Annotated in this window: 25 protein-coding genes and 1 pseudogene; 8 read left to right on the forward strand and 18 right to left on the reverse strand. The window is 70.6% G+C overall.

Annotated elements, in window-relative coordinates; genetic code table 11:
- Positions 1 to 54: 54 nt before the first annotated feature.
- Positions 55 to 1,002 carry an NAD-dependent epimerase/dehydratase family protein gene (locus tag ACIREO_RS08175; protein WP_404106540.1) on the reverse strand — a complete coding sequence of 316 codons (948 nt, stop codon included), beginning with the start codon at positions 1,000 to 1,002 and terminating at the stop codon, positions 55 to 57.
- 95 nt (positions 1,003 to 1,097) lie between these two features.
- Entirely contained in the window at positions 1,098 to 2,144 is a 1,047-nt protein-coding gene (locus ACIREO_RS08180; RefSeq protein ID WP_404106542.1) for an aldo/keto reductase, read from the reverse strand.
- Between the two features lie 142 nt (positions 2,145 to 2,286).
- Here ACIREO_RS08180 and ACIREO_RS08185 point away from each other — a divergent pair, with 142 nt between their 5' ends.
- Both ACIREO_RS08185 and ACIREO_RS08190 read left to right on the forward strand, forming a co-directional pair.
- Positions 2,287 to 2,877, forward strand: a complete 591-nt coding sequence (locus tag ACIREO_RS08185; RefSeq protein WP_404106543.1) for a TetR/AcrR family transcriptional regulator — start codon at positions 2,287 to 2,289, stop codon at positions 2,875 to 2,877.
- 59 nt (positions 2,878 to 2,936) lie between these two features.
- Positions 2,937 to 3,662, forward strand: a complete 726-nt coding sequence (locus ACIREO_RS08190) for a TetR/AcrR family transcriptional regulator (protein WP_404106544.1) — start codon at positions 2,937 to 2,939, stop codon at positions 3,660 to 3,662.
- Positions 3,663 to 3,718: 56 nt separating this feature from the next.
- On the opposite strand, the pseudogene ACIREO_RS08195 reads toward ACIREO_RS08190, so the two are convergent.
- The 9 genes and pseudogenes from ACIREO_RS08195 to ACIREO_RS08235 all read right to left on the reverse strand — a co-directional run.
- A pseudogene (locus tag ACIREO_RS08195) lies at positions 3,719 to 4,021 on the reverse strand (GAF domain-containing protein); the annotation flags it as partial.
- Positions 4,018 to 4,638 (reverse strand): GTP-binding protein, encoded by a 621-nt coding sequence (locus ACIREO_RS08200; RefSeq protein ID WP_404106546.1) that lies wholly within the window; start codon positions 4,636 to 4,638, stop codon positions 4,018 to 4,020. The pseudogene ACIREO_RS08195 and the gene ACIREO_RS08200, both read right to left, overlap by 4 nt.
- Positions 4,616 to 4,987 carry a DUF742 domain-containing protein gene (locus tag ACIREO_RS08205; protein ID WP_404106547.1) on the reverse strand — a complete coding sequence of 124 codons (372 nt, stop codon included), beginning with the start codon at positions 4,985 to 4,987 and terminating at the stop codon, positions 4,616 to 4,618. The genes ACIREO_RS08200 and ACIREO_RS08205 overlap by 23 nt, the downstream gene beginning before the upstream one ends.
- A 2-nt stretch (positions 4,988 to 4,989) precedes the next feature.
- Positions 4,990 to 5,424 (reverse strand): roadblock/LC7 domain-containing protein, encoded by a 435-nt coding sequence (locus ACIREO_RS08210; protein WP_404106549.1) that lies wholly within the window; start codon positions 5,422 to 5,424, stop codon positions 4,990 to 4,992.
- A gap of 7 nt (positions 5,425 to 5,431) precedes the next feature.
- Positions 5,432 to 7,450, reverse strand: coding sequence for an ATP-binding protein (locus tag ACIREO_RS08215; protein ID WP_404106551.1), 2,019 nt, complete (start codon positions 7,448 to 7,450; stop codon positions 5,432 to 5,434).
- A gap of 412 nt (positions 7,451 to 7,862) precedes the next feature.
- Positions 7,863 to 8,255 (reverse strand): VOC family protein, encoded by a 393-nt coding sequence (locus ACIREO_RS08220; protein ID WP_404106553.1) that lies wholly within the window; start codon positions 8,253 to 8,255, stop codon positions 7,863 to 7,865.
- Positions 8,252 to 8,545 carry an ArsR/SmtB family transcription factor gene (locus ACIREO_RS08225; RefSeq protein WP_404106555.1) on the reverse strand — a complete coding sequence of 98 codons (294 nt, stop codon included), beginning with the start codon at positions 8,543 to 8,545 and terminating at the stop codon, positions 8,252 to 8,254. Before ACIREO_RS08225 ends, ACIREO_RS08220 begins: the two co-directional genes overlap by 4 nt.
- Before the next feature lie 42 nt (positions 8,546 to 8,587).
- On the reverse strand, positions 8,588 to 10,384 hold the full coding sequence (locus ACIREO_RS08230; RefSeq protein ID WP_404106557.1) for an ABC transporter ATP-binding protein: 1,797 nt from the start codon (positions 10,382 to 10,384) through the stop codon (positions 8,588 to 8,590).
- 109 nt (positions 10,385 to 10,493) lie between these two features.
- On the reverse strand, positions 10,494 to 10,928 hold the full coding sequence (locus ACIREO_RS08235; protein WP_404106559.1) for an SRPBCC family protein: 435 nt from the start codon (positions 10,926 to 10,928) through the stop codon (positions 10,494 to 10,496).
- 565 nt (positions 10,929 to 11,493) lie between these two features.
- On the opposite strand from ACIREO_RS08235, the gene ACIREO_RS08240 reads away from it, so the two are divergent.
- A complete protein-coding gene (locus ACIREO_RS08240) occupies positions 11,494 to 11,619 on the forward strand; it encodes a hypothetical protein (RefSeq protein ID WP_404106561.1) in 126 nt (41 codons plus the stop codon).
- A 104-nt stretch (positions 11,620 to 11,723) separates the two neighbouring features.
- Positions 11,724 to 12,470: an SDR family oxidoreductase gene (locus ACIREO_RS08245; protein WP_404106562.1), complete on the forward strand. Its 747-nt coding sequence runs from the start codon at positions 11,724 to 11,726 to the stop codon at positions 12,468 to 12,470.
- A gap of 61 nt (positions 12,471 to 12,531) precedes the next feature.
- Here the strand turns inward: ACIREO_RS08245 and ACIREO_RS08250 are convergent, their stop codons facing one another.
- The 4 genes from ACIREO_RS08250 to ACIREO_RS08265 all read right to left on the reverse strand — a co-directional run bounded on the left by ACIREO_RS08250 (position 12,532) and on the right by ACIREO_RS08265 (position 15,439).
- Positions 12,532 to 13,068: a MarR family winged helix-turn-helix transcriptional regulator gene (locus tag ACIREO_RS08250; protein WP_404106564.1), complete on the reverse strand. Its 537-nt coding sequence runs from the start codon at positions 13,066 to 13,068 to the stop codon at positions 12,532 to 12,534.
- A 62-nt stretch (positions 13,069 to 13,130) separates the two neighbouring features.
- Positions 13,131 to 13,517, reverse strand: a complete 387-nt coding sequence (locus ACIREO_RS08255; protein ID WP_404106566.1) for a hypothetical protein — start codon at positions 13,515 to 13,517, stop codon at positions 13,131 to 13,133.
- Positions 13,518 to 13,583: 66 nt separating this feature from the next.
- Positions 13,584 to 14,030, reverse strand: a complete 447-nt coding sequence (locus ACIREO_RS08260) for a nitroreductase family deazaflavin-dependent oxidoreductase (protein ID WP_404106567.1) — start codon at positions 14,028 to 14,030, stop codon at positions 13,584 to 13,586.
- Positions 14,031 to 14,305: 275 nt separating this feature from the next.
- The gene (locus ACIREO_RS08265; protein ID WP_404106568.1) at positions 14,306 to 15,439 is read right to left on the reverse strand and encodes a serine hydrolase domain-containing protein; all 1,134 of its coding nucleotides are present in this window, start codon (positions 15,437 to 15,439) and stop codon (positions 14,306 to 14,308) included.
- Positions 15,440 to 15,783: 344 nt separating this feature from the next.
- Here ACIREO_RS08265 and ACIREO_RS08270 point away from each other — a divergent pair, with 344 nt between their 5' ends.
- The 3 genes from ACIREO_RS08270 to ACIREO_RS08280 all read left to right on the forward strand — a co-directional run bounded on the left by ACIREO_RS08270 (position 15,784) and on the right by ACIREO_RS08280 (position 17,698).
- The gene (locus ACIREO_RS08270; RefSeq protein WP_404106569.1) at positions 15,784 to 15,972 is read left to right on the forward strand and encodes a hypothetical protein; all 189 of its coding nucleotides are present in this window, start codon (positions 15,784 to 15,786) and stop codon (positions 15,970 to 15,972) included.
- A 167-nt stretch (positions 15,973 to 16,139) separates the two neighbouring features.
- Positions 16,140 to 16,487, forward strand: a complete 348-nt coding sequence (locus ACIREO_RS08275) for an ArsR/SmtB family transcription factor (RefSeq protein WP_404106570.1) — start codon at positions 16,140 to 16,142, stop codon at positions 16,485 to 16,487.
- The gene (locus ACIREO_RS08280) at positions 16,484 to 17,698 is read left to right on the forward strand and encodes an MFS transporter (protein WP_404106571.1); all 1,215 of its coding nucleotides are present in this window, start codon (positions 16,484 to 16,486) and stop codon (positions 17,696 to 17,698) included. Before ACIREO_RS08275 ends, ACIREO_RS08280 begins: the two co-directional genes overlap by 4 nt.
- Before the next feature lie 166 nt (positions 17,699 to 17,864).
- Here ACIREO_RS08280 and ACIREO_RS08285 read toward each other — a convergent pair whose 3' ends face one another.
- Together ACIREO_RS08285 and ACIREO_RS08290 are read right to left on the reverse strand one after the other, a co-directional pair.
- Complete coding sequence (locus ACIREO_RS08285) at positions 17,865 to 19,061, reverse strand: MBL fold metallo-hydrolase (protein WP_404106572.1); 1,197 nt, start codon at positions 19,059 to 19,061, stop codon at positions 17,865 to 17,867.
- Between the two features lie 122 nt (positions 19,062 to 19,183).
- Positions 19,184 to 19,618, reverse strand: coding sequence for a PPOX class F420-dependent oxidoreductase (locus tag ACIREO_RS08290; RefSeq protein WP_404106574.1), 435 nt, complete (start codon positions 19,616 to 19,618; stop codon positions 19,184 to 19,186).
- An 84-nt stretch (positions 19,619 to 19,702) separates the two neighbouring features.
- Between ACIREO_RS08290 and ACIREO_RS08295 the strand changes: the two genes are divergently transcribed.
- Complete coding sequence (locus ACIREO_RS08295; protein ID WP_404106576.1) at positions 19,703 to 20,314, forward strand: TetR/AcrR family transcriptional regulator; 612 nt, start codon at positions 19,703 to 19,705, stop codon at positions 20,312 to 20,314.
- A 74-nt stretch (positions 20,315 to 20,388) separates the two neighbouring features.
- Here ACIREO_RS08295 and ACIREO_RS08300 read toward each other — a convergent pair whose 3' ends face one another.
- Positions 20,389 to 21,390, reverse strand: a complete 1,002-nt coding sequence (locus tag ACIREO_RS08300) for a DUF6745 domain-containing protein (RefSeq protein WP_404106577.1) — start codon at positions 21,388 to 21,390, stop codon at positions 20,389 to 20,391.
- Between the last annotated feature and the right edge of the window lie 44 nt (positions 21,391 to 21,434).

Raw genomic sequence — 21,434 nt, forward strand, 5'->3', positions numbered from 1 at the left:
AGCGCCCTCGTGAGCAGCCGCCCGTTACGCGCCGAGGCCCGCGTCCCGCGGCTCTCAGCGCGCCGCGAGGAGTGTCCCGTACCAGGCGAGGGTGGCGTCCAGAGCCTCGGGGAGCGGGGTGGGCGACAGCCCGTAGGCCTTCTCGATGGCGGAGGAGTCGACCGTCTGGCCTTCGGTGTGCTGGTAGAACATCTCGGCGTACTCCGCCATGAACACCTCGTCGAAGGGACCGAACGCGCGGGGTTCGGTGACCATGGTGAGGTCCAGGGGACGGCCGACGCGTTCCTCGATCATCGCGAGGACCCTCCGCGTGGTGAGCGCGGGTGCCGTGGGAAGGTGCCAGACGCGTCCGTCGGAGTCCGGGTTGTCACCGAGGGTGGCGAGCCCGGCCGCGACATCGGCGATGTACGTGTAGCTGTGCGGCAGATCGATGTCACCGAAGGCCGGGACCTCTCCCCCGGTGAGCGCCGCGGGGAACACGGCGCCGCCCAGCGTGGAGTTGAGCACGCCCGGCCCGAAGAAGTCGGCGGAGCGGCCCAGCACGACGCGGGCACGTCCTTCGGCGTGCGCGGCGAGGTACCGGGCGTCCAGCTCCGCGCGCATCACGCCCTTGCGGCTGGTCGCGTTCCACGGAGTGTCCTCGGTCATCACGGCGCCGTGCGTCTCTCCGTACGGGTAGAGCGTGTCGAGGACGACCAGCCGTGCGCCTGCCTCCTCGGCCGCCGCGAGGACCGCCTTCTGTATGCGGGGCATCATCTCGACCTGCAGGTGATACCCGACGTTGACGCAGTGGTGGACGACCGCCGCCCCCTCGACGGCCTCGCGGGCGCCTTCCGGGGTGGACACGTCTGCCGCGAACCGGCCGACGCCCGCGATCCCGGGCCCCTGCCCCTTCCGGTCGACGAGACGGACCCGGTGGCCCCGGGCTGCGAGTTCCCCGGCCAGGGCGGTACCGGCCGGTCCGGCGCCGAGAACGGCGTGGAGAGCGGGTGCGGTGGTCATGGTGTGCCCCTTCGACTCATCGAGAGTTACAACCTCTCACTTCCGTTAGAGACTGTAACTCTTGCGATGGGTCATAGCAATGGCGGTCCGACTCCTCACTCCGGCCCGCGACGCCGGCGCTTCGGATCCCGCAGGACGGCGGCGCCGTAGCCCGCGTCATCGGGGTTGAGATCGACGCCCGGCGCCACGACACGGTCGATGCGGTCCAGCACGGCGGGCTCCAGGACGATGTCGGCGGCGCTCAGCTGGCCGCGCAGATGATCGGCGGTGCGCGGGCCGATGATCGCCGCGGAGACCGCGGGATGCGTGGTGACGAACGCCAGCGCCAGCTGGACCAGCGACAGGCCCGCCTCCTCGGCGATGGCGGCGAGTTCCGTGGCGGCGTCGAGCTTGGCCTGGTTGCCCGGTACGTCCAGGTCGTAATGGGAGGCAGTGGTACGGAAGGGCATCGTCCGTGTGCGGTGACTGGACAGGCCGGCCGCGTCGCGGCGCCAGCGGCCGGACAGCCACCCCCCGGCCAGCGGGCTCCAGACGAGCACCCCCATCCGGTACGCCTCACAGGTGGGCAGCACATCGGCCTCGATCCCCCGGACCAGGAGGGAGTACGGCGGCTGTTCACACACGAAGCGCTCGCGCTGCCGGCTCTCGGCGGTCCACTGCGCCTGCACGATGGCCGAGGGCGCGAACGTCGAGGATCCCGCGTAGCGGATCTTGCCCGCGCGGACGAGATCGGAGAGCGCGCCCAGCGTCTCGTCGAGGCCGGTGGCGGCATCAGGCCGGTGCACCTGGTAGAGGTCGATGTGATCCGTACCCAGGCGACGCAGACTCTCCTCGCAGGCCCGGACGATCCAGCGCCGCGAGGCGCCGCGCTCGTTGGGACCGGGACCCATCGGGCTCGACACCTTGGTCGCGAGGACGACGTCGTCGCGCCGCCCGGCAACCGCCTTCCCGACGATGACCTCGGACTCGCCGCCCGAATACACGTCGGCCGTGTCGATGATGTTGACGCCCGCGTCGAGCGCCATGCGGATGATGCCGATCGAGTCACCGTGGTCCGGGTTTCCCCACTGCCCGAACATCATGGCCCCCAGGCACAGCGAACTGACGTGGACTCCCGTGCTTCCCAGCGTGCGGTACTGCATGACCGATGCCCTTCTCTGATCGCGGTGGCGCGATGGAACGAGCGAAGGCGGCCTGCTAACGTCCGGACAACCGGAGCCGACTCCACTTACTCGCAACCTAAGCGGAGCCGACTCCGCTTCGCAAGCCGAGAGGAAGAACCGCATGCCTGATCCGTCCGGCCGACCGGTCCGGGCCGACGCCCGGGCCAACGAGGACAAACTCCTCGCCGCGGCAGCCCTGGCCTTCACACGGGACGGCGCCGCCGCGACCCTGAAGCAGATCGCGAAGGACGCCGGTGTCGGCATCGCCACCTTGTACCGGCGCTTCCCGACCCGGGAGCAGCTCGTCGACGCCACCTATCGCTACGAGACGGCCCGTCTCTCCGCACGGACCTCCGATCTGCTCGGCGAGCTGCCCGCCGACCGGGCCCTGCGCGCATGGATGTCCGAGGTGCTGGACTACCTCGCCACCAAGCACGGCATGGCCGACACGCTCAAGACGCTCCTGCGGGACGACGAGCAGCTCAGCTCGCAGACGCGCGAGCAGCTGACCGGCGCGATCGAGGAGTTCCGTCTCGCCGGGATCAGCCAGGGAGTGATCCGGGAGGACGTCCCCCCGACCGACATCCTCATGAACCTCGCGGGCGTCACCCTCGCAGCCGGGGCCGCTCACCAGCGCGCACAGGCCGAGCGGCTGCTCGACCTGCTGATGGACGGCATCACCCGCCCGGACCGATGGCGCGGGCATTGTTAGGATCCATAACGAAGGTGAGTGCGTCTAGCAGGTACTGTCCGCCGAGCAGAGGAGTCCCGATGGTCCGAGGCCAGGAAAGCCCACGGGCCCGCTACCGGGAGCAGACCCGGTCGGAGATCAAGGACACGGCGCTGCGGCAGCTGGCCGAGTCGGGAGCCGGCGCTCTCGCGCTGACCCGCGTCGCCAAGGAGATGGGCCTCTCGGGTCCGGCGCTCTACCGGTACTTCGCCGGCCGTGACGATCTTCTGAGCGCCCTGATCAGGGACGCGTACGACGACGCGGCCACGGCAGTCGCCCATGCGGCGGCCGGAGCGGAGGCGGCGGGGCGGAGTCCGCGTACGCGACTGCATGCCCTGGGCGGCGCCTACCGGGCCTGGGCGGCGGCGGAGCCGCACCGCTATCTGCTGATCCAGGGCGCACCCGTGCCGGGCTATGTCGCCCCCGACGACACCCGGGACCGGGCCCGTGCGGTGCTCGGCCCGTTCCTGCCGCTCTTCACCGACGGGTCACCGGGAGCGAGCTGCTCCGCGCTGGTGACCGAGATGGAGACCTGGCTCGCGGCCGACGCGGGGGTCGCCGAGTGGGTCGCCCGGTACGCCCCGCACACGGCCTCCGACACACGCCGCGCGGCGTACGCGCTGGCTGGCTCCGTGCTCGTATGGGCACAGCTGCACGGCTCGGTGGGGCTCGAGACGGCGGGCCAGTTCACCGGGATGGGACACAGCGGTGACACCCTGCTCGGCACGCAACTTCACCTGCTCGCGGACGCGTTCGCACTGGACTGAGCGTGCGCCCCGCGGTCAGGGGCCCCTGCCTCCCGGCGCTCGATCTGTAGGACGAACTCCCGGGCCGGACAGCGGACTCCGCCGGCCGCGGCCGCGGCAGTCGCACTCAGGTCGGCTCCGCCCCGGATGCCGGCCTGGGTGTGCAGCCCCGCGAAGAACTGTCGTTTCTCGTCGATGAAGTTGACCATCGAGAACGGTGTCGCGGTCACCTCGGCCACCCGGTCGGCGAAGGCGTCGAAGCTGTCGAAGCTGTCGAACGAGGCGTCGGCGCGCGCTCCCGGACCGAGTCTCCGCAGCCGCGCGCTCCGGCGGGGCCCTAGGGAAGTGACCAGCGGGCGGCTCGTCCCGAACGAGGTCACGGATGCGCTCCGAAACCTGAGAGCGGCGCCGGTGCCGTGGCGTTGATGAGGTGCTGGACGAGAGTGACCAGCGCCCCGGTGCCCGAGCTGGCGATCCTCGCGTCGCAGAGGACGACGGGCACGGCGGGCCCGAGGTCGAGCGCCGCCCGCACCTCTTCCGGTTCGTAACGGTAGGCGCCGTCGAACTCGTTGACCGCGACGACGAATCCGATGCCGCGCCGCTCGAAGAAGTCGACCGCCGCGAAGCATTCGGCCAGCCGGCGTGTGTCTGCCAGCACGACTGCTCCGAGGGCGCCCTTGGACAGTTCGTCCCACATGAACCAGAAGCGCTCCTGACCCGGGGTACCGAAGAGATAGAGCACGTGCTGCTCGGACAGCGTGATCCGGCCGAAGTCCATGGCCACGGTGGTCGCCGACTTGGATTCGATGCCTTCGAGGCTGTCGGTCGCCGCGCTGACCTGTGTCAGGAGCTCCTCGGTACTCAGGGGTGCGATCTCGCTGACGGCACCCACGAACGTCGTTTTACCGACGCCGAATCCGCCCGCGACCAGGATTTTGAGGGCCACGGGAAAGTATTCGGAGCTTCCGGAGCTGTCAGAGCTGTCGTCGTAGACCATCGAGCACTGCCTCCAGCAGGGATCGGTCGGTTGGCATGTCATGAAACGCAGGGGCGTGCGCGGTGACCGCCCCGCAGTCGACCAGGTCGGACAGAAGGACCTTGGTGATGACGGCGGGGAGCCGGAGATGAGCGGCGACCTCCGCCACGGACGTGGGTCCGAGGCAGAGCTCCAGGGCCACGGTGTGTTCAGGACCGAGGTGGACCTGGGGCTCGCTTCCGGTGGCCATCACCAGGGAGAGCAGGTCGAGCACGGTGGTCGGCCTCGTCCGGCCGTTGCTCACGGTGTACGGGCGGATGAGCCGGCCTGCCGCATCGTCGAGCAACGGCCCGTCCTGCGGGGCCGGCATTCTCACAGCCCCGGGGTGAACGGCGCTCCGGCCGGCTGCCGGAGCGGCGTCATCAGATAGGGGCGCACGCTCTTGACCAGCATGGCCATCTCGTATCCAAGCACTGCGGCGTCCGCCTCACGGCCCGCGAGGACGGCGAGACAGGTTCCGGAGCCGGCGGTGGAGACGAACAGGAGCGTCGAGTCGAGCTCGACCACGACCTGCCGCACGTCGCCGTTGTCACCGAACCGGGCACCGGCACTCCGGCCGAGTGAGTACAGGCCGGCGGCCAGGGCCGCCATGTGATCGGCACTGTCCGCGTCCATCCCGTGAACGGATTTCACCAGGCCGTCCGCGGAGAGGAGGACGGCGCTGCGCGTATGGGGCACGCGTTGGACAAGGCCGCTCAACAGCCAGTCGAGGTCCGAGACCTGACCGGACGGCATTTCGCTCGTCATGGTGCATCTACTCCTTGAACATGTTCTCGGTTCGTGGATCCGGTTCGGGCGTCCGCGGTCCCCGGTGATCCGGGTCCATCCGCTCGGCACCGGTTGTCGCTGTGGTCGTGGGGGCGCGGAACGGCAGCGGGGCGAGGCCGTGGGACCGCTGCGCCCCGACGGTCACGGCGGGACCGGGGGCGGCGGGCCCGGCGGCCGGTGCGCCGTCCGCGTCCGCCGTCTCCGGCTCCTCGGCGGTCTGGGCCTCGGCGAGGTCGACCCCGCGCCGGAAGGCCGCCATCAGACCGGGGTCGTGCAGGGCGTTCTCGTCCTCGGTGCGCGGGACCGGGGCGTCCCTGAGCTGCGGGACCAGATGCTCCTGGTTGCTGCGCCTGGGGAGCTGCGGACGGCCGGGGCCCGCGCCGTCTGCCTGGGGCGCCTCGACAGGGGCGGTGGCGTCCATGGCGGACCGTACGAATGCGACGGACCCGGCGGGCGCGACCGGCGGATCAAGGCCGGCGGACGGGGCGGGCACGACCGGCGGGGCGGACAAAGGCGACGCGGCGGGGCCGGCCGACGGGGCGGGGGCGGACGTCTCGGCGGACCGGACGCCCGCCGGGGGCGCCGCGAGGTTCGGCCGGTCGACCCGCTCGGCACGCAGCGGCAGCGGCGGCCCCTCCCCCTGGAGCCGGTCCTGCCCGGGGGGCCGGTCCAACCGCAGCGGGGGCTGGACCGCCGCCCGCTGCGCGGCTGCCTGCGACGGTTCGCCCGCCCCGGGTGACAGGACCGCGTCGGGTGCCGTCGTGGCATCGATGTCGATGCCCAGGAGGATCTCGGGCAGCACGAGTACCGCCTGCGTGCCCCCGTAAATGTTGCTCTGCAGTCGTACGGCGATGCCGTGTCTGCGGGCCAGGGAGGCGACCACGAACAGCCCGATCCTCCCGTCCTGCAGCAGATGGGCGACGTTGACCTGGTCCGGGTCGGCGAGCAGGGTGTTCATCCGCTTCTGCTCGGGGCCGGGCATACCGAGCCCCCGGTCCTCCACCTCCAGGGCGAGCCCGGCGGTGACGCGCTGGGCGCGCAGCAGGACCTGGGTGTGCGGGGCGGAGAACACAGTGGCGTTCTCGACGAGTTCGGCGAGGAGGTGGATCACGTCGGCGACGGCGTGTCCGCGCAGGGTGCCGTCGATCGGCGGGACAAGCTTGACCCGTGGGTACTGCTCGACCTCGGCGATCGCCGAGCGCAGCACTTCGGTCATGGTCACGGGGTTGCTCCACTGCCGCCGCGAGACGGCGCCGCCGAGGACCGCGAGGTTCTCGGCGTGCCGGCGGATGCGGGTGGCGAGATGGTCCACATGGAAGAGCCCCTTGAGCAGGTCGGGGTCCTCGACCTCGTGCTCCAGCTCGTCGAGGATCTGGATCTCCCGGTGCACGAGGGACTGCAGCCGCCGCGCCAGGTTGACGAAGACCTCCACCTTCTGTTCGTTCCCGTTGCCGCGGAACAGCTGCGAGGCCTCGATGACGGCCGCCACCGCCTCGTCCTGCGAGCGGCCCATCTCCTGGGCGAGAAGGTCGAAGGCGTCCGCGTCGTCGGCGGCGGCCGGCGTCGGACGGCGGGCGGCCAGGGGTTCGCCGTCGCGCAGCTGTTCCACGACGCGCTGGAGCTCGGCCTGGTGCTGCGCGCCGGTGCGCCGCAGCGCCAGGGCGCGGTCGAGCACGCCGGTGGCGACACGGCCGGCGCCGAGGAAGGCCGCCGCCACGGCCGCCACGGCCAGTGCCCCGGATCCGCCGAGCGCCGCCAGGAGACTGCCTGACGGGCGCACCCCGGAGGAACGGAGGGTGAAGATGACGGCTGCGGCTCCGCTGAGGAGGGCGGCCACGGTCGGCAGGAGGGCGGTGCGCAGCAGCTGTGGTCGCAGCCGGCCGTCCGAGGCGGGCTGCGCGGCGCGCGGCCGGCTCGTCGCCGAGTGCGAACGGCCACCCGGACGGCCGTGCCGTCCGCCTTCGCGGCGTTCCGGTCGCGCGGTGGGTGCGCGAAGTTGAGACATCATCGTCCTCGGTACGTGGGGCACCAGGAATCGGCATTCGTGTGGTGACACCTACGGTGGTCGGTCAGGCCCGGGCCAACGGCTGGGGCAGGCTCGACCGATATGAGCCCACCGTTGATCACCGGACACACACGGTAGTCGTCAATCGCCCGTGCGCGACGTGCAGTTGTCGAAGTTGCCCGCCAGGCGTCCCGCTCTGGTATGACGACTCGCACGGACAGCCGAATCCCTCCAGCACCCACTCCGCACAGAGTGCCGCGCGTCGGCCGTACGCACGAATTGCACGGGCGCGCGGAACCGGCGCGCACGAAGGAGCGGGGAGCCCCCGGCGTTCCGGGCTCCCCGCTCCTTCGTACGCGCGCCTCGGCGGGCCCGGGCGGTCCGACCGCCCACGCGGCCCGCCGCCGGGCTCCTACTCGCTCTCGCTGTGCACGATCTGGATCAGGTTGCCGCAGGTGTCGTCCAGGACCGCCGTGGTGACCGGGCCCATCTCCAGCGGGTCCTGGGTGAAGCGCACCCCGAGCCCGCACAGCCGGTCGAACTCGGCGTGCACGTCTTCCACGGCGAAGGAGGTGGCCGGGATACCGTCCTTGACCAGCGCGGCCTTGTAGGGCTTGGCCGCGGGGTGGCCGTCGGGCTCCAGCAGCAGCTGGGTCCCGTCGGGGTCCTCCGGCGAGACAACGGTCAGCCATCGGTCCGCACCGAGCGGAACATCGTCCTTCTTCACGAAGCCCAGCACATCCGTGTAGAAGCGCACCGCCTTCTCCTGGTCATCGACGAAGACACTGGACAGATGGATCTTCATGCGCTGCTCTCCGGCGTGTCGGACCTGAGCCACCGGGTCACGATGTGCTCAAGGGGTTCGGTGTTCAGATCGTGGAACTTGTAGCGCCCCTGGCGCCGCACCAGGACCAGGCCCGCGGACTCCAGGACGGCCAGATGCTGGCTGATCGCCTGGCGGGACAGCCCGAGACCGTACTTGGTCACCAGCCGCGCGCATATCTCGAACAGGGTCTGGCCGTCGCGTTCCCTCAGCTCGTCGAGGATGCGCCGACGGGTCGGATCGGCCAGGGCCTTGAACACATCCTCCGCCATGACCACACCTTAGGCAAGTACCGACTTGCCTATCAAGCCCGGTCACACAGGGCGGGCGGGCTGAAGTCCGGAGTACACACCGCCCCCGCTCAGCAGCTCCTCGTGTGTTCCCACCTCGGCGATCCGGCCGCCCTCCATGGCCACGATCCGGTCGGCGCCCTGGATCGTGGAGAGCCGGTGGGCGACCACGAAGACGGTCCGGCCGTGCACGAGCCTGGTGAGTGCCTCCTGCACGAGGGCCTCGGAACGGTTGTCGAGCGCGGAGGTCGCCTCGTCGAGCACCAGCACCCTGGGATCGCGGATCAGCGCCCTGGCGATGGCGAGACGTTGCCTCTGACCGCCCGACAGCTGTGCGCCGCGCTCCCCGATGACCGTGTCCAGGCCGCGTGGCAGACCGTTCACGAACTCCAGCGCGTTGGCGTCCCGGAGGGCGCGTGCGAGCGTCTCCTCGTCCGTGTCCCCCATGCCGTACGTGACGTTGTCGCGGATGCTGCCTTCGAAGAGGATCGACTCCTGGGGCACCACCGAGAGGAAGCGCCGGTAGGTCCGGAGGTCGAGCCCGGCCATGTCGGTGCCGTCGAGCAGGATGCGCCCCGAGGTGGGCCTGATGAACCCGATGAGCAGGTTGAGCACGGTGGACTTGCCGGCACCCGAGGCTCCGACGAGCGCGATGGTCTCGCCCGGCCGTGCGGAGAGGGTGAACTTGTCGACCGCCGGCTCCCCGTCCTCGTACACGAACCCGACGTCCTCGAAGTCGATACGGCCGACGACGCTCTCCACCGACGCCTTGCCCGCGTTGTTCTCCAGGTCGGGCGCCTGCAGCACCTCACCTGCCGAACGCACCGACTCCAAGCCCTTGGTGAGGACGGGAGCTAGGCCGAGGAGGGTCGTCACGGAACCGGTCAGCACGGTGAAGAAGGCGCTGAGCATCACCACGTCGCCTGCGGTGATGGGCATCCAGCCGTGGTAGGCGACCAGGGCCGAGCCCGAAAGGCACAGGACACCGAGCGTGTTGAGGATGACCCAGGCCAGCGATCCGAACCGGCCGTTGATCATGTCCAGGCGGAGTCCGGCCGCGAACACCTGGCGCAGCGAACCGTCGACCCGGCCGAGCGCGGTCCGCTCAAGTCCGTGGGCGCGGGTGATGGGGATGAGGGTGGTCATCTCCCCCACACGGGAGGAGAGGTGTTCGACCTCGCGACGGAAGGACTCGTTGTGGCTGCGCAGCCGGCTGCGCAGTTTCATCACGAGGAAGCCGGCCGCGGGCACCACGACGAGGAAGAGGGGCAGGAACTCGGGCACCCGTATGCCGATGACGACGAGCCCGCCGACCAGTGTGACGACGGCGCCGAGGCCCATGTCGGAACTCTGCTGGACCATCTGTTCCACAGCCTCGACGTCACGGACCACCTTGGCCTGGAGGACGCTCGAACTGACCCTCGCGTGATAGCCGATGGAGAGCTGCTGCATCCGGCGGCAGAGCGCCGAACGCAGGGTCGTGCCCATGCGGCGGATGCTGCCGCCGAGGAGCCGCACGTACCACTGGTGGAGCGGGTAGTTGATCACGAGGATGAACAGCAGGACGCCGGTGGACTTCCAGATCCCCGATTCGGGTCCGTGCTGGACGACCACGTCCAGCACCGTGGCGGTGATCAGCGGCAGCAGCCAGATGGGGCTGTGCTTCACGACGAAGATGCCCGCCGCCAGGACGAGCCGGCCGCGGTCGGGCCGGAAGAGGTGGCCGAGGGTGCGGACGGGGTTCTCGCCGCGGTAGCGGTGGTCGAGGTGGTGGAAGGGTGCCAGGGGTTCGGCGGAGAGCGGTGAAAGCGCTTGCTTCATGGGATCATCCCACCCGCTCCCGCCGCCGCCGACAACCCCCGTTCCACTGGAGGAGACACCGGGCCGACGGGGTCACGCAGCTTCCCCGGCATGATCCGGACGAGAGGCCCTAACGGCCGTCACCCGTGGTGGTGGACTCGGCCAGCTTCTGGAACTCGCCCAGGTCGTAGTTGGCCAGTGCCGAGTCGAGATTGGTCAGGGCACCCAGGTGCTCGACGAATCCGCTGGGGTCGTACTCGATCTGCAGGGCGACCCGGCTGGAGGTGTCGTCGAGCCGGTGGAAGGTGACCACGCCCGCGTGGTGCACGCCTTCGATCGTCTTCCAGGCGATCCGTTCCTGCGGGACGACCTCGGTGAGCTCCGCGACGAAGCTCTTGTCGGCGCCCGGCAGGGACAGCTGCCAGGAGAACCGGACCTCGTCCATCGGATCCACACGGCGCACGTGGCTCAGAAACTTCGGCCACTGCGTCACATCGCTCCACAGCGCCCAGGTAACGCCGACCGGCGCATTGATGTCGACGGTTTCCACGAGGGATGAGGACATGAAGAACAACTCCTTCTTTCGCTCGGTCATTTCGCTCGGTCATTTCGCTCGGTCATACCGTGAACTGCCGACTACCCGGCAGTCGGCAGCTCACGCATGCCCCTCCGTGTCCCCCGGTCGGCCGGCGCGTCCCTGCGGGGGCACGCTCCGGCGCACTCAACTCGTCTCGCGGTGCCCGCTCGAGCGCCGTTCCCGCCACCGTCCTCGCCTCCTGGAGTGAGACGGTTCGCCACCATTTTCTGCGGCGCCGCGAGACACGACGTACGGGACACCTCGCACCGGCGGGACCTCGGCGCGGCCGGAACGCAAGGAGGGTGCTCGTGAGCAGCTACGACCAGATGATCCTTCTCGACGACCCGGTGCTGTTCCTGAGACTCGGAGGAGCCGGCACCGAGGTGTCCCCGGGCGGAGCGACGGCGGCCTAGCACGGCTCCCCCGGACACACTCATCTGCCCAACGGCGGCCCGGCACCCTGTTCGACGGCACGAGCGACCAGTACATCGAGGTCCCGGACAGCGATGTCCTGTCCATCTACGACATCGTCCCGGGCGACACCACGTCGCCCGTGCGCATCGGAAGCGCGGCACTGCGCTCCTTCTTCCTCGGCGGGATCGGCAAGGTCGCTGTCTACCCGCGGGTGCTGTCCTCGGAACGTCTCGCGGAGCACCATGCGGCCATGACGGCCGGCTGACGGGCCGCAGCGCTCGGAGCGTATGCGCTCCGGAGACGGGCGTGTTTGAGTGGACCGGTAGCTGCAGCAAGGGACAAGGACGTCCCCAGGCGGAAGGGCCTGTCATGAAGATCGCGGTGATCGGTGGTACCGGGCTGATCGGGGCGAGGACCGTCCGGACGTTGCGCGCCGAGGGGCACGAGGCGGTGCCCCACTCGAAGTCGACGGGCGTGGACGTCATCAGCGGCGAGGGCCTGGAGAAGGCGGTGTCCGGCGCCGACGTCATCGTCAACCTGACCAACTCCCCGACCTTCGACGCCGCCTCACCGGCCTTCTTCCGGCAGTCGATGGACAACCTGCTGAACGCCGGCCGGAAGGCCTCGGTGCGCCACTTCGTCGTACTGTCGATCGTCGGCGTGGACCAGGTACCCGAACTGGACTACTACCGCGCGAAGGCACTCCAGGAAGAGATTCTCGCTGCGGGACCGATCCCGTACTCCATCGTCCGCGCCACGCAGTTCATGGAGTTCGTCGACGCCGTCATGAGCTGGACGGCCGACGATGACACCGTCCGGCTGCCCACCACCCCGATCCAGCCGATCGCCGCACAGGATGTCGCCGACGCGGTCGCCGAAGCCGCAGTGGGCACCCCGCTCCAGGGGATTCACAACATCGCGGGCCCTGAGGTCTTTCCCCTCGACGAACTCGGAAGGATCACGCTCGCGGCACGTCCGGACGGCCGTACCGTCACCACGGACGACACCGCCGGCATGTTCGCGGTGGTCCGGGGAGACGTCCTCACGGGCAAGGGCGACGCCTCGCTCGCTCCCACCCGGTACGCGGACTGGCTGGCGCGCGGCACAGCGGCGTGAACCCGGTCCGCCGGAGTCCGCCGTGAGTCCCGGATGTGGGCAGCGCTCCGCGCGGCCGAAGTCAGGCTGTGTGCCCCTTCGGCAGATCCGTCCAGCCCAAGGGATGGAGCGCGGGGTCGTCGTCGTGGACCGGCGCGGCCGGTTCCCCGCCCGCCTCGTTGAAGGCGGTCAAGGCGGTGACGAGATCGAGGCGCTGGACCGGGTCGAGCCGCTCCACGATGCCGGCGATGTCCTGCCGTCTCCGCGCCGTCACCTCCTCGACCGTGCTACGCCCCTCGTCGGTGAGCTGGAGCAAGGTCTCACGGCGGTTGTGCGGGTTGACCTGCCGGTCCGCGAGCCCGGCGGCGATCAGCCGGTCCACCATCCGCATCGCCGTCGACGGTGCCACGTCCAGCAGGTCCGCGAGCGCGACAAGCTTCGTCGCCCCACGGGTGGACAGGACCACCAGCATCCGGAACTGCGGCAGAGTCACGCGGTCCTCGACCTCGGCGAGCGAACGTGCGGACACCGCGACCAGAAGCCGTGACGCCGTCAACACCGCCCGCGTCACCGCGTCCACATCGGACATGCCCTCGTTCCGGGCGCTTCGCTCAGCCATGTCACCTTTCTACCGTGCGCGGGGAGCTCACGGCACGGCCTGCCCTTCACCGGGGCGCAGGTTCATCGCACGTACGCCGCGTCCGCGGGGCCCTCCCGTTCCTGCAGCATGACATCACCCGGCCGGCCGGCGCCGGGCTCCGGTTCGGAGGGACGCCGGGACACCGTCAGGAGAAGGACCGTCAGGACGGCAGCCGTGACGATCACCTGGCCGACATAACGCAATCGGGCCCATCCGCTGAGCTCTCGCCACGTCCGGCGCCCCTGCGGAGCGTCGTAGCACTCGCCTACCCACCGCACCGGCTCATCCGCCGCTCCGCGCCCCGCCCCGTACTCGCCGGTTACCCGGATCCCCGACCCCCTCTCACGCGCGGACGGCTCCCGGGGCGCGGACCCGCGTATCGCCCCCTCGGTGTCCTCGGCGAACTTCCGCCATACTTCGTCCGGCACGGACGACGCTCCGTGATCACCCGGCTCACTCATACCCGCTCCCCCTTCTCCTGCCCTGGCCCCGCCTCAGGGCAGGGGCTGTCCCGGCTCCGCGTCCAGTCGCACGAACGGGATGTCATGACCGGCCCGCCGGTAGGACTCCACGCTGCCGTCGGCCTCGAAGCCCATGAAGGAGCACAGGCGGCGGGCGGTGCCTGGATGACCGGCCGCGTAGCGCACCATGACCTCGGCCCCTTCGCCCTCCCGGAGGAAGTGGGCGGTGACGGCGTAGTGCCGGTTGCCGACCTGGACCGTGGTCTTGGGTGTCCTGCGCAGGTTCTGATACCAGGCGGCCTTCGGCCCGAACCCGGACGCGAGGGTCCAGCTGCCGCCCTCGCGGTCGTAGGCGACGACCTCCAGCGCCACGGTCCGGTCCAGGCCGGTGCTGCGGCCCTGGTGATGGAGCAGCAGCAGACGTCGCCCGAACACCGGGCCCAGCCCCACCCGGAAGAGCCCCACGGGCAAACGGGCCATTCGTCGCCGCCAGCCTCGGGGAAGCCCGGGACGCTGCGGCGTCCGCTGTCCTCCTGTCGTCATGACGATGCCTCCCGTAGGGCGCGTGGTTCGGGCAGCGGGCTGGACGTGGTTGTCGGACTGCCTCCGCCGACCATTCGATGATGCAAGCTTTGCATCGACTAAATTAGCGGGATCCGGCATGGCACGTCCACGTGCCACGGACGGCACCCGTGGCCGTACACCCCTGGCCGACTGGGGCGTGATCCGGATCTCCGGGCCGCGCCCCGCTTTCGTCATCCGAGCGCGCGGACCACCGACCACAGCAGCCGCTCGTTCTCAGGAGCGGCGCCGCCCGGGAAGACGTAACGGCGGCGGGTGTAGGCGTAGGCGAAGCCCTGCCGGGGATCGGCGAGGGCGAGGGAGCCCGCTGCGCCGCTGTGGCCGAAGGCGCCGGCGCCCGTGGACCGGAAGCGGGCACCGAAGGTGTTGAAGCCCAGGCCGAACGCCTGCGGCTGGCCGCTCACCAGGTCCTTGCCCTCGGAGTGGATCCGGGCGAACTCGGCGGCCGTGTCCGGCTTCAGCAGGGGGCTCCCGCCGTCCAGGCCGAAGGCGGCCGCCGCGTACATGCCGGCCAAGCCACGCGCGGAGCCGATGCCGCCGGCCGACGCCTGGCCGCCCGCGCGCACGGCGCGGGAGTTGGGGAAGTCGTACAGCTCCACGTTGCCGGGCGCGTGCTCGTTGAAGGCGATGCCGCCCAGACTGTACGGGCTGCTCGCGGCGGCCTCGAGCTCGGCCGCCTGCCCCGGCGTCGGCAGCATCGGCAGGGTGGTGAGGAAGCGCGGCTCCTCGGCCTCCGGGAGGCCCAGCCACAGGTCGAGGTTGTACGGGGCGCGGATCCGCTCCTCGTACCACTCCCGCAGGGTGCGCCCGGTGGCCCGGAACACGACCTCTCCGACCAGTGCGCCGATCACCAGCCCGTGGTAGCCGAAGAACCGCCCCGGCTGCCAGAACGGGCGCTGCCCTGCCAGGCGGGCCGCTATCGCCCGGTCGTCCGCCAGCTCCGCCGGGGCGAAGCCGGCATCCAGGCCGATCACCCCGGCCCGGTGCGCGAGCAGCTCGCGCAGGGTGATCCCGCTCTTGCCCTCTGCGGCGAAGTCCGGCCAGTACGAGGCCACCGTACGGTCGAGGTCCAGGACCCCGTCCTGGACCAGGAGCGCGGTCACCAGGTACGCCGCGCCCTTGGTGGACGAGAAGACACCGAGCAGTGACTCGCCGGTCACCCCGTCCGACCACAGGTCCGCCACCCGCTCGCCGCCACGATGCACCACCAGCTGCGCGCCCGGCGCATGCTCCTCGCCCGTGACGAAAGCGGCGAACTCCTCCCGCACTCCCTCGAAACCGGCGGCCACCGTGCCGTGGACTGCCATGGGCCCTCCCCAACTGCCGTACGGATCCGGTGGTTCCGGCAACCCGCCCACCCGGGACCCTATTCCCCGGCAGCGGCGCCACAAGGGCCGCTCCTCGCGCGACATCTCATCCGGCGTTCGAGCGAGCGGCGCGGGATCCTGCCCCACACCTCCTTACGAGCACGAGCACGAGCACGAAGGCAACGCAGAAGCGTAGAGGTGCAACCGCCCCTGGCGTCTTGGCCCTGAGGTCACCGGAGCCGACGGGACGACGCGGACCCGCCGGACGGCCCGTCGGTCCGGTTCACGCCCGCTCAGGTCCCCGCCGAGGGCTGAGGAACCGCCCGGAGCCGGTTACCTCTACGTTGGCCGACCTCGGCTTCCGCGGCCTGGACAACGACGATGCCCAGCACCTCATCCTTGACGCCCGCTCGTTCCAGCCCGTGGGCGAACTCCACTACCCCGGCACAACCTGCCTCGACCCGCCGGCCCTCGGCGACGGCACCTGGCTGACCATCCACGGCCATACCGTCCGCCGCCGGCGAACGCCGTGAGCGTCACGGTCTGCGGCCCCTACGTGACAAGGACACCGCCGGGGAGCGAGAACCGCTCGGCACCCGCTGTCGAACCGGCAGTGCGGAACCGTGCCGCCAGGGGTTGATCGTTCGAGAATTCCCGCACTATTATCGTGCGAGAATTCCCGGACGATTGGAGTGGCGTGATGGCTGCGGCCCGTACGTACCACCATCCCGATGCGGATGAGATCGCGCTCCCGCGCGTGCTGTTCGCGCTCAGTGAGCCACTGCGCCTGACGATGGTCCGTATCCTCACCAAGCGCGGGGAGGTCGACAGCCTGGAGCTCGGTCCCGACCTGCCGCGCTCGACGCTGACCCACCACACGAGCCTGCTGCGTGAATCCGGCGTGGTCTTTGTCCGCGCCGAGGGACGCAAGTGCATGATCAGGCTGCGTACCGAGGACCTCGAGGCCCGGTTCCCCGGCCTGGTGCGGACAGTGCTGGCCGGTTACGAGAACGAAGGCGTGGCCGGGGCCGAGGGGGGCGCCGCGTGATCGGGAAGGTCTGGCCGCTGGTCATCGCCGCGGTCTCCCTGGGTATCGACGCCTACGTACTCGCCGGTGTCCTGCCGGACATGGCCGACTCCCTGGCCTCCACGGCCGGTGGGATCGGACTGGGCGTCACCGCGTTCACCGCCGCCTACGCGGCTGCGGGCCCATTCCTCTCCCGGGTCCTGGTCGGCAGATCGACCCGCACCGCGCTGCTGGTCGCGCTCGGTACGTTCAACATCGGCAACCTCGCCACTGCACTGGCACCCACACTGGGCATTTTCCTGTCCTCCCGCGTCGTGGCGGGCGCCGGGGCCGGCGTGCTCACCGCGGTCGCCACGGCGACGGCCGGAGCCCTCGTGGCCGACCACGAACGCGGGCGCGCGATGGCAATGGTGACCTTCGGCCTGTCCGCAGGAACCGTCGCCGGCGTGCCGCTGGGCATGCTGATCGGCGAACAGGTGGGTTGGCGCGGGACGATGACCTTCGTCGTGCTCATCGGCGTCCTGAGCATGCTCGCCCTCGCCCTGCGCTCCGGAACACTGCCACAGCTCCCCACCTCCCGCAGCGGGAACGGCGCCGTACTCAGGAACCCGCGCGTCGCGTTCGGCATCGCACTGTCCTTCGTCCTGGGGATGGCCAGCCTCGGTCTCTATACCTACCTGCTGCCGATGGCTGACGAAAGCGGCCTGAAAAGCTGGGGCTTCGCACTCGTATGGGCCTGGGGCATCGGCGGCGTACTCGGCTCCGGCCTGATCGGCAGACCGCTGGACACGCTGGGCCCCCGACGGCTGATGCCGGTCGTCCCGGCCTTTCTCCTCGCCTCCTTCCTCATCGTCTGGCTCGTCGACAGCCCCGCGGCATGGCTCATCGCCACCGCACTGTGGGGCGCGAGCGGCTGGATCAGCGTGCCCGTCCTGCAACAGGCCCTCACCCGGGACCGCACCGAGCAGGCCATGCCCATCATCGCCTTCCAGATGGCCGCGATGTACCTCGGCAACGCCGCAGGATCGGCCCTGGGCAGCGCCCTGCTCGCCGGGGGCGTCAACGCCGACGCACTGCCGGGATGGGCAGCGCTAGCCGTCGCGGGCGGCATGGTGCTCGCCGTGCTGGTCGCCCGACTGACACCTCGGTCCGCACCCGCCGCTACGCCTGACGCCCTCGCCCCACGGACCCCGCCGACACAGCCCACGCCGGCTGAGCCACGCTGCCCGTAGCAGCCCAGGTGCGGACTGCGTCACGCCGCCCAGAGCGGAGTGGCATTACTCGTGCAAGGCGGCCGGCCGGGCGCCGGCCCGTCCGGCGGAGACACCCTGTCGGTCGTCGTCGCCTCTGAGGGAGTCCGCCTGCGTCGCTCGCCGGTGGAGACTCCCTTGCTCTCTGTCACCGCTCGCCCGCAAGGTCGACTTCTTCCCGGTGCACCGGTGCCGGGTCCGTCACCTCGGGACGACGCCACGGGCGCGCGATCGGCGCCGACACCGCACGCCACCAGGCATCCGAGGGAAGCACCCCTGCCGGTTCGAACGGCTCACCCGCCCGGGGAAGGGCCACCGCCTGGCCCGCCTCCTCGGCCACGTCCTTCATCCACTCCCCGGGCTCCGACCACGGGTGCGGGGCGAGATTGAAGGTGCCCCAGTGAATGGGCAGCAGCGCGCCGTGCGGGTGTCCGCCCTGGAGGTCCAGGTGCGCACGCAGGCCCTCGGCCGGTGTCATATGGATGTCGGGCCAGTACTCCGAATAGGCACCGACCTGGATCATCGTCACGTCGAAGGGGCCGTGCTCGGCACCGATGGCCTGGAAGCCGGAGAAGTAGCCCGTGTCCCCGCTGTGGTAGACGCGGTGCTCCGGACCCACGACGACCCACGACGCCCAGAGCGTGTGCTGCTGATTGCGCAGCCCACGTCCGCAGAAATGCCGGGCAGGGGTGGCGGTCAGGCTGATGCCCGCGATCTGCGTGGTCTCGTTCCAGTCGAGCTCACGGATACGGTCCAGAGGCACGCCCCACCGCTCCAGGTGGGCGCCTACACCGAGCGGGACCGCGAAGACCGTGTCCGTGCCTGCCAGGGCCTTGATCGTGGGCAGGTCGAGGTGGTCGTAGTGGTCATGGGAGATCACGACGGCGTCGACGGGCCCGAGCGAGGCGAGGGGCAGCGGGACGGGGTGCAGCCTCTTGGGCCCGGCAAAGGCGAACGGCGAGCAGCGCTCACCCCAGACGGGGTCGAACAGCACCCGTCGGCCATCGATCTCGGTGAGCACGCTGGAGTGGCCCAGCCAGGTCACCCGCAGGCCCGTCGCCGGCGGTGCGGCCAGATCGGCCAGGGTCGTGGCGTGGACGGGCACGGTTCCGAGCGGCGATCTGCTGGCTCGTTTCTCCTTGTGGAAGTACACCTTGGCGAATTCGAACATGGAGCCGGACGGTCTGGTCCGTGCCCCCTCCGGGTTCTGGAACACTCCGTCGGCGAAATGGGGCGAGCGGCGGATCCGCTCCATCCGCGCCCCCGCCGGGTCCGCCCCGAAGGCATCGGGGCGCAGCGAGCGGAGTCCGGTACGGAACGAAGTCTGGTTGTAGGCGCCGGTCACAACATCTCCTGAGGGAGTCGGTGTCGTCTCATTATGGTCTTGGAACAGGACGGAGCGAGAGTTCGGCGGTGAACGGAGCACAGTCGCGCGTGCTCCGGAGCCGTGCCGCGAGAGGTGCCGACTCAGGCACGCGGCTGGCCGTACACATGCCCGATCCGAAGAGTCAGGACGACTCTGCGGTCCTGGACCATCACCCGGCGGTAGTCGTCCCAGTCCGGGTGCTCGCCCCGGACGTCCCGGTAGAGGGTGACCAGCTGCTCCACGACCGCGTCGTGGGGGTCGGCGGCCGGCGGGGTCAGCTCGGCCGTGACATCGGCGACGGTCCAGGCCCACCGGTCCTCGCTGGTCACGTGGTAGCTCGCCCGCGGGTCCCGGCGAAGGTTGCGGGTCTTCGCGCGGCCCTCCGTGATGGACACGCGGATCACCCCCTCTTCGGGGTAATAGGCGTGGTTCACATTGGACAGCTGGGGCCTGCCGTCACGCTTGAGGGTGACCAGCACCCCGCCGTCGTGTTCCCCGATGAGCCGTAGCAGTGCCTCGCGCGCTGGATCCGTCATGCCGACTCCAACGTCCGTACTCTCCGCAGGATTCCGCATCCGGGCTACGACGATGTCACATCCGGTGTTGGTTAGGGTGACTGCGTGACGAGAGTACGACTGAGTGTGGCGGAGCGACGTCAGGAGCTCCTGCGCGCTGCCGTCGAGCAGATCGAGGTCCGGGGCGTGTCCGCGGTCCGGATCGCCGATGTGGCCGCCGTTCTCGGGGTGAGCAACGCGCTGGTGCTCTATCACTTCTCGTCCAAGGAGAAACTGGTGTCCGCCGCGTTCGCCTACGCGGCGGAGGCCGACCTCGCCCATCTCCGCGGGCTGCTGACCCGGCGCACCAGCGCGGTCCGGCGGCTCCGGGCCGCCGTGCGCTGGTACGCACCGACCGGACAGGCGAAGGGGTGGCGGCTGTGGATCGAGGGCTGGGCGTCCTCCCTCCGTGATCCGGTGCTGCGAGACGTGGCCGGAGATCTCGACCAGCAGTGGAAGGCCGAGCTGGCCGAGGTGATCGAGGAGGGTGCCGCGGCGGGTGAGTTCCACTGCGACGATCCGGTGTCCGTGGCCTGGCGGCTGACGGCGCTCCTGGACGGGCTCGCCGTACAGATGACGTCGTACGCGGGTCCGCTCTCCCGGGCCACCATGCTGCAGTGGACCGAGGAGGCGCTCGCCCGCGAACTCGGCATCGACCACGAGGCCTTGACCGCGTGAGGTCCTGACCGCGTGAGGTCCTGACCGCGTGAGGTCCTGACTGCGTGAGGTCCTGACCGGCAGCCGGCTGCCGGTCAGGTCTGGCACACCGGCGCGTAGACCTCTCCGTCCAGCCCGAAGGTCCAGGCGACGCCCTCCTTCGCGGTCCGGGTCCTGGGCGGGACCCGAAGCCAGTAGACGCGGTGCGTTCCGTCCGGCTCGGGAGTGGAGTTGACGACTTCGACCATCACGACGTCCTCGTCACCGTCCATCGCGATGCGCCAGAGGATCCCGGTCTCGTCACGGTGCACGGGCTCCGCCCCCGACTCGGCGAGATAGCGGTCGTAGCCGTAGTACTCGAGCATCACACGGCGCAGTTCCGCGTTCTCCTCGGCCCGTATGCGCTCCGGAGTCAGGCTCACCAGGCCGTCCAGGAATTCGACCGGCACGGGCATGCCGCGCCAGGCGTACAGGGCGAAACCGTCCGGGTAGGCGAGGGCCGGTCCGTCGCCCCGGTCGAGCCGTCCTGCCTCGTCGCGGTGAAGCTCCTCTGGGCGCTCGCTGATCACCACGGCGTGCTCGTAGGGCCACCACCAGCCGGCGTTCCTGGCGACCTCCGCCAGACCGGTCAGGCGGTCGCCGCGGCCGTCGAAGGCCGCCAGCCAGGCCGCGTCGTGCTGGCCGAGGACCGCGTCGAGCAGCACAAGGCGGATGTCGGGCCCGTCCTCGGGTCTGGTGGTGAGTTCCGCGACGACTCCCGTGCGTATCCGCTCGGCCAGTGCGGCCGTGGTCTCCCACAGCTGGGCCCCGGTCGCGGACCACAGGGCGGACCAGCCCGCCGGGCCCAGCTCGTCGTACATCCGGCGCCGCTCCTCCGCCCAGGGCCGGGTGCGGACCTCTTCGCGCACCGAGCGTCCCGCGCCCGACAGCTTCTCCACCACCTCGACGGCCGCCCTGGGCGAGTCCGCCCAGACGATGCGGTCCGGCTCCGCGAGCCCCGCTGCGCGGTAGGCGAGCCTCACTCCGTCCTCGGCCGCGCCGCGGTCGGCCCTGTCTGTCGCCGCCGCCACGGCCCGCCACGCGTTCACGTACTGCATCGGTATTCCCCGTCCCCTGTTCCTGTTTGCTGACCGCACATCAC

It is taken from the genome of Streptomyces sp. NPDC102441, assembly GCF_044765585.1.
Classification (GTDB): domain Bacteria; phylum Actinomycetota; class Actinomycetes; order Streptomycetales; family Streptomycetaceae; genus Streptomyces.

Excerpts from the sequence above, each read along its gene's own strand:
- ACIREO_RS08175 (WP_404106540.1), bottom strand. The coding sequence starts at position 1,002 with ATGACCACCGCACCCGCTCTCCACGCCGTTCTCGGCGCCGGACCGGCC.
- ACIREO_RS08180 (WP_404106542.1), bottom strand. The coding sequence starts at position 2,144 with ATGCAGTACCGCACGCTGGGAAGCACGGGAGTCCACGTCAGTTCGCTG.
- ACIREO_RS08185 (WP_404106543.1), top strand. The coding sequence starts at position 2,287 with ATGCCTGATCCGTCCGGCCGACCGGTCCGGGCCGACGCCCGGGCCAAC.
- ACIREO_RS08190 (WP_404106544.1), top strand. The coding sequence starts at position 2,937 with ATGGTCCGAGGCCAGGAAAGCCCACGGGCCCGCTACCGGGAGCAGACC.
- ACIREO_RS08200 (WP_404106546.1), bottom strand. The coding sequence starts at position 4,638 with ATGGTCTACGACGACAGCTCTGACAGCTCCGGAAGCTCCGAATACTTT.
- ACIREO_RS08205 (WP_404106547.1), bottom strand. The coding sequence starts at position 4,987 with ATGCCGGCCCCGCAGGACGGGCCGTTGCTCGACGATGCGGCAGGCCGG.
- ACIREO_RS08210 (WP_404106549.1), bottom strand. The coding sequence starts at position 5,424 with ATGACGAGCGAAATGCCGTCCGGTCAGGTCTCGGACCTCGACTGGCTG.
- ACIREO_RS08215 (WP_404106551.1), bottom strand. The coding sequence starts at position 7,450 with ATGTCTCAACTTCGCGCACCCACCGCGCGACCGGAACGCCGCGAAGGC.
- ACIREO_RS08220 (WP_404106553.1), bottom strand. The coding sequence starts at position 8,255 with ATGAAGATCCATCTGTCCAGTGTCTTCGTCGATGACCAGGAGAAGGCG.
- ACIREO_RS08225 (WP_404106555.1), bottom strand. The coding sequence starts at position 8,545 with ATGGCGGAGGATGTGTTCAAGGCCCTGGCCGATCCGACCCGTCGGCGC.
- ACIREO_RS08230 (WP_404106557.1), bottom strand. The coding sequence starts at position 10,384 with ATGAAGCAAGCGCTTTCACCGCTCTCCGCCGAACCCCTGGCACCCTTC.
- ACIREO_RS08235 (WP_404106559.1), bottom strand. The coding sequence starts at position 10,928 with ATGTCCTCATCCCTCGTGGAAACCGTCGACATCAATGCGCCGGTCGGC.
- ACIREO_RS08245 (WP_404106562.1), top strand. The coding sequence starts at position 11,724 with ATGAAGATCGCGGTGATCGGTGGTACCGGGCTGATCGGGGCGAGGACC.
- ACIREO_RS08250 (WP_404106564.1), bottom strand. The coding sequence starts at position 13,068 with ATGGCTGAGCGAAGCGCCCGGAACGAGGGCATGTCCGATGTGGACGCG.
- ACIREO_RS08260 (WP_404106567.1), bottom strand. The coding sequence starts at position 14,030 with ATGGCCCGTTTGCCCGTGGGGCTCTTCCGGGTGGGGCTGGGCCCGGTG.
- ACIREO_RS08265 (WP_404106568.1), bottom strand. The coding sequence starts at position 15,439 with ATGGCAGTCCACGGCACGGTGGCCGCCGGTTTCGAGGGAGTGCGGGAG.
- ACIREO_RS08275 (WP_404106570.1), top strand. The coding sequence starts at position 16,140 with ATGGCTGCGGCCCGTACGTACCACCATCCCGATGCGGATGAGATCGCG.
- ACIREO_RS08290 (WP_404106574.1), bottom strand. The coding sequence starts at position 19,618 with ATGACGGATCCAGCGCGCGAGGCACTGCTACGGCTCATCGGGGAACAC.
- ACIREO_RS08300 (WP_404106577.1), bottom strand. The coding sequence starts at position 21,390 with ATGCAGTACGTGAACGCGTGGCGGGCCGTGGCGGCGGCGACAGACAGG.